Raw genomic sequence first — 5608 nt, forward strand, 5'->3', positions numbered from 1 at the left:
GCGGTGGCCATGGTGGCGCGGGCGCGTTGCAGCGCGCTGTTGACCGCGGCGACGGTGGTGTCCAGCAGCTCGGCGACCTCGCCGCTGGTGAAGGTCAGCACGTCGCGCAGGATCAGCGCGGCCCGCTGGGTGGCGGGTAGCCGCTGCAGGGCGGAGATGAACGCCAGCGTCACGGTATCGCGACGGGTGAGCACCACGGCGGGATCAGGGTCGCTGAGCTGGTCAAGCAGCTGGTCCGGATAGGGCTGCAGGTAGCCGATCTCGGCGTCGAGGATCGGTTGCCGGCCGCGGGCCTGGATGGCCTTGAGGCAGGTCGTGGTGGTGATCCGGTACAGCCAATGCAGCAGCGGAGCGCGGCCCTGGAACGTCGCCAAGCCCTTCCAGGCGCGCAGCAGCACCTCCTGCACCGCCTCCTCGGCCTCGTCGTAAGAGCCGAGCATCCGGTAGCTGTGCACATGCAGCGCCCGCAGATGCGGCCAGACCAACGCCCGAAACGCGCGGTCATCCCCGCCGCGAGCGGCGGCCAACAGGTCGGTGTCCACGCTGCCGGTCGGCTGCACCGGACCACAGTAGCGCCGGCCGCCGACACCACCGACGAGTCACCGGTCAGCACATCGGCCACCACGTGCGCGCCAGTGTCGCCTCGGCTGGGTTGCGCGGACGTTCAGGGCTTCGGATTGCTCACCAGCGTGTTAGTCGCTAATATGTTAGCGACTAACGTCTACGGGTGGTGGTGTGGTGGCGGGGGATTGGCGGGAGCGGAAGAAGGCGGCGACCCGGCAGCGGTTGCAGGAGCAGGCGTTGCGGTTGTTTGTCGAGCGTGGGTATGAGGCCACGACGGTGGAGCAGATCGCGGCGGCGGCCGGGGTGTCGCACATGACGTTCTTCCGGTACTTCCCGACCAAGGAAGACGTGGTGCTCTCCGACTCCTATGACCCGTTGCTGGTGGCGGCGATCCGGGCCCGGCCGCGCTCCGAGCATCCGGTGGTCCGGATCCATGCGGCGGTGCGGGAGGGGTTGGCGGCGATCTATGCGGCCGATCGGGAAGCGCTGTTGGTGCGGGTCCGGTTGGCGTTGTCCACGCCGGCGTTGCGGGCGCGGTTGTGGGAGAACCAGTTCGCCACGCGGGAGTTGTTCGAGGGCGCGTTGGAGGAGGGTGAGCCGAGGTTGCGGACCCGGGTGCTGGCCTCGGTGTGTCTGGCGGCGTTGACCACCGCGTTGGAGGCGTGGGTGGCCGCCGACGGCGCGGCCGAGCTGCCGGACTTGATCGACGAGGCGTTCGGCGTGCTGGCCGAGGCGCCGAGGCGGCGGCGATCGTGACGGATCCGGTGATCGTGGTCGAGGAGTTGCGCATGCGCTACCGCGGCGCGGCTCGGTGCTCGGTGGACGGGATCTCGTTCACCGTGGCGGCGGGGGAGATCTTCGGGTTCCTCGGTCCGAACGGGGCGGGCAAGTCCACCACCCAGCGGATCCTGACCGGGTTGCTGCGCGGTCACCAGGGCCGCGCGGACGTGCTGGGGCGTCCGGTCGCCGGGTGGGGGCCGGAGTTCTATGAGCACATCGGGGTCGGGTTCGAGCTGCCGGCGCATTTCTCCCGGCTGACCGCGCGGGAGAACCTGGCCGCGTTCGCCGCGCTGTATGCCGGGCCGACCGAGGATCCGGGGTGGTTGCTGGACCTGGTTGATCTGGCCGAGGCTGCCGATCGGGTGGTGGGGGAGTTCTCCAAGGGCATGCAGATGCGGCTGAACCTGGCCCGGGCCTTGGTGAACCGGCCGCGGGTGCTGTTTCTCGACGAGCCTACTTCGGGCATGGATCCGGTCCAGGCGGGCAAGGTCCGCGACCTCATCCGGGCCCAGTCCGGGCAGGGCCGCACGGTGTTTCTCACCACGCACGACATGGCCACCGCCGAGCAGCTCTGCGATCGGGTCGCGTTCCTGGTCGACGGGCGCATCGCCGCCGTCGACACCCCGCGCAACTTCCGGCTCGCCCACGGCCAACCCCATGTGGTGGTCGAGTACCGCACCCCGGATGGACTGTGCCGCCAGGAGTTCGCATTGTCGAGCATCGGGGACGACCCGGCCTTCGCGCGGCTGTTACGCCAGCATCCGGTGGAGACCATCCATACCCGGGAGGCCACTTTGGACGGGGTGTTCGTCGCCGTCACCGGTGGGCGGCTGTGACCCGCACCGGCGCGGCGCTCCGCCTGGAGCTGCGGGTGCAGTGGCGCTACCGCATTCCCGCCGTCGCCGCCGTGCTGACCTTGGTGTGGACGCTGGCACTGCTGGCGATGCCGGCGTCGCTGGCGCGCGGCGCCGGACCGGTCATCCTGACGCTGGATACCGCCACCTTCGGGTCCTTCTTCATCGCCGCCCTGTTCCTGTTCGAACGCGGCGAGGGCGCGCTGGCCGCGCTGTCGGTCAGCCCGCTGCGCTTCGGTGAGTACCTCGGGGTCAAGGTGGCCAGCCTGACCGGGCTGTCGGTCGGCTCGGCCATCCCGATCACGCTGGCCGCCGGCCGAGGCCAGGCGAACCTGGGCCTGGTGCTGACGGCGGTGGGGCTGACTTCGGTGCTGGTTCTGCTGCTCAACTTCGCCCTGGTGGTCCGCCACCACACCATCACCGGCTTCCTCACCGTCGCCCCGCTGGCGCTGGTTCCACTCGTTGCCGTGCCGCTGGTGCACCTGACCGGCCTGGCGACGCACCCGGTCCTGTTCGTGGTGCCCACCACCGGCGCGGCCGAGGTGATCGCCGCGGGCCTGAATCCGGCTATGCCGCTCGCGCCCGGTCGCGCGGTCGTCCTGCTCGGCTATCTGGTGCTGGCCATCGCCGCCGCCGTCGTGGCGGCGCGGCGCTCCTTCCGCCATGAGCTGCTGCTTCCGCGGCGGGTGCGTCCCCCGCGCCAGCGGCGCCACCGGCCCCGGTCGCGCCCGTCGGGGTGGCTGGCCGCGTTGGTGCACATCGACCTGCAGACCACCCGGCGCAGCGCGCTGCTGATCGTGGTGCTCGCCGGGCCGATCCTGCTCGCCACCGCTCTGCGGCTGGGTTATCCGCCGCTGACCGACTACCTGCACGGCCGGTTCGCCGTCGATCTCGCCGCCTACCAACCGGTGCTGCTGGCCGCGCTGGTCGTGCTGCACGTGCCGCTGATCCTCGGCATGGTCGGCGCACTGCTCATCCTCGACGACATCGACGACCGCACGGTGCTGATCCTGCGCATCAGCCCGGTCACCGCGGCGCGCTACCTGGCCTACCGGGCGATCTCGGTGGCCGCCGCGGCCCTGCTCACCCTCATCGTCGCGGTGCCCGTCAGCGGCCTGGCGCCCCTCGTCCCGACCCTGCTGCCGGCGCTGGTGCTGGCCGCCGCCCAGGCACCACTGATCACCCTGGCCACCGCCGCGCTGGCCGGCAACAAGGTGGAAGGCCTGGCCTGGCTGAAAATCCTCGCCCTGATCCCCACCGGCATCGCCGTGGCCATCTGGTGGCTGCCCACCCCGGCCCAATGGCCGCTGCGGATCCTGCCGCACTACTGGACCGTCGACACGCTCTGGCACCCCACACTTCCCGCCCTGCTCGCCGGAACAGCCCTCACCGCACTGGCCACCGCACTGCTCGCCCGGCACACCCTGCACCGCCTCACCCGCGGCTGAGCCCACGCGCGGCTACCGTAGGGGTGTGGAGATGCGCTACGACGACGGCCGGGCCAGGCTCGACCGCGACGGCATCACCTTGCGCCACTGCTACTTCCCGCTCGGCACCAGCAAACACGTCCCCTACCACCGCATCCACCACGTGTGGGCACGTCCGACTGGATGGCTGACCGGCAAAGGCCGAGCCTGGGGCACAGCCCACCCCGGCTACTGGCTCCCACTGGACGGGAGCCGACCGCGGCAGCAGGGTCACGTCGGCGACGAGCCGGACGCGGTCCAGGGTCGGGCCGTCGACCGTCAGGACCGGGCGAAGGATGGTCGGGTGTCCAGCCAGTTGGGCAGGTCGTCGGCGACCGCGGCGGCAGCACCCTTGACCGAGGCGACCCGCCGAGCGGCGGGTGTGCTGCCGACCATGAGCATCCCGGTAGCGGGGTCGATGGTGACGGCGTCGGTGGCCCACCACACCTGGTGATCGACCACGAACACCCCACCCGGTCCGATCAGCAGGTAAGCGGCGATCGGGGTGTCCTGGTGGCGGTGGATCGGCGCCGGGAGCGCGGCCCACCCGTGCCGCTCCAGGCGGGCGGCGGTCGCGGCCAGCCGGTGGGGCGGGTGCTGGCGATCCCAGCCCAGCAGCCCGGCCGCGGTCAGCGCCGCGGCACACAGGGCCAGCGGCCACGGCAGGACGAGGTGGGTGAACAGGCCGGTCGCGGCGCCGAGCGTGCCGGCCAGCAGCCATCGGCGCGGTGTCGACGCGCGGCGCATCGCGGCGTAGTGCGTGGCGGCGGGGCCGGCGGTGGGCTGCACGGGATCAGTCTTGCTGCTGCGTCGACGTTGCACGAGTCCGCGGCGCTTTAGGCGAGGACGAAGTAGCGCAGCCACAAATAGGGGGCGGCCAGCGCGACGGTGATCAGGGTGACGATGGCGCCTTTCCTGGTGAATTGCCAGAAGGTGATCGGGGTGCCGTTGCGTTTGGCGATGCCGAGGACGACGACGTTGGCGCTGGCGCCGATGGCGGTGAGGTTGCCGCCGAAGTCGGCGCCGAGCGCGAGCGCCCACCACAGGGCCTGGGCGTGCACCGGGTCGGCGACCCCGGCCGACAGTTCGGCCACCAGGGGGCTCATGGTGGCCACGTAGGGGATGTTGTCGATCACGCCGGACAGCAACGCGGACACCAGCAGGATCAGCATCACCGCGAGCAGGGCGTCACCGCCGGTGGCGTCGGTGGCGAGCCGGGCGAGGGTGGCGATGACGCCGGTCTGGACCAGGGCGCCGACCATGACGAACAGCCCGGCGAAGAACAGCAGGGTCTCCCATTCCACGCTGGCCAGGTAGTGCCGCGGCGCGCTGCCGGTGATGAGCACGAGGATCCCGGCCCCGAGCAGGGCGACCACCGACGGCTCCAGGTGCAGAGCGGAGTGGCCGACAAACCCGGTGAACACCGCCGCCAGCACGATCGCGCATCTGATCAGCAGCCGGGTGTCCTGGATGGCTTCGCGTTCGTCGAGGGCCATCACGTCGGCGACCCGGTCGGGGTGCACCGTGAACGAGCCGCGGAACAGCCACGGCAGCACCAAGGTGAACACGATCAGGACGACGAGCACGATCGGGGTCAGGTGGATGAGGAAGTCGTTGAACGACAACCCGGCCCGGCTGCCGATGATGATGTTGGGTGGGTCGCCGATCAAGGTGGCGGTGCCGCCGATGTTGGAGGCGAACACCTCGGCGATCAAAAAGGGGACCGGGTTGATCGCCAACCGGTCGCAGACCAGCAGCGTGACCGGGGCGATGAGCAGCACGGTGGTGACGTTGTCCAGGAACGCCGAGGCGACCGCGGTGATCAGCACCAGCAGGATCATCACCCGCAGCGGCGAGCCCTTGGCGCGTTTGGCCGCCCAGATCGCGGTGTACTCGAACACCCCGGTGCGGCGCAGCACCCCGACGATGATCATCATGCCGAGC

At 70.9% G+C, this 5608-nt stretch carries 6 protein-coding genes; 3 read left to right on the forward strand and 3 right to left on the reverse strand.

All coding sequences use genetic code 11. The annotated features are described in order from the left end of the window. The coding region (locus VFV67_RS08170; RefSeq protein WP_326468495.1) for a sigma-70 family RNA polymerase sigma factor at positions 1–560 on the reverse strand (560 nt) is incomplete at its 3' end. A gap of 175 nt (positions 561–735) precedes the next feature. Here VFV67_RS08170 and VFV67_RS08175 point away from each other — a divergent pair. The 3 genes from VFV67_RS08175 to VFV67_RS08185 are packed head-to-tail and all read left to right on the forward strand — an operon-like array spanning position 736 to position 3646. Further along, positions 736–1320: a TetR family transcriptional regulator gene (locus VFV67_RS08175; protein WP_326468496.1), complete on the forward strand. Its 585-nt coding sequence runs from the start codon at positions 736–738 to the stop codon at positions 1318–1320. After that, a complete protein-coding gene (locus VFV67_RS08180; protein WP_326468497.1) occupies positions 1317–2180 on the forward strand; it encodes an ABC transporter ATP-binding protein in 864 nt (287 codons plus the stop codon). Before VFV67_RS08175 ends, VFV67_RS08180 begins: the two co-directional genes overlap by 4 nt. Continuing rightward, entirely contained in the window at positions 2177–3646 is a 1470-nt protein-coding gene (locus VFV67_RS08185; protein WP_326468498.1) for a hypothetical protein, read from the forward strand. The genes VFV67_RS08180 and VFV67_RS08185 overlap by 4 nt, the downstream gene beginning before the upstream one ends. A 297-nt stretch (positions 3647–3943) precedes the next feature. Here VFV67_RS08185 and VFV67_RS08190 read toward each other — a convergent pair whose 3' ends face one another. Beyond that, positions 3944–4453 (reverse strand): hypothetical protein, encoded by a 510-nt coding sequence (locus VFV67_RS08190; protein WP_326468499.1) that lies wholly within the window; start codon positions 4451–4453, stop codon positions 3944–3946. Positions 4454–4500: 47 nt separating this feature from the next. After that, positions 4501–5608: ArsB/NhaD family transporter (locus tag VFV67_RS08195; RefSeq protein WP_326468500.1), on the reverse strand; the 1108-nt coding region annotated here is incomplete at its 5' end.

The organism is Actinophytocola sp. (assembly GCF_035762905.1).
GTDB lineage: Bacteria > Actinomycetota > Actinomycetes > Mycobacteriales > Pseudonocardiaceae > DASYTH01.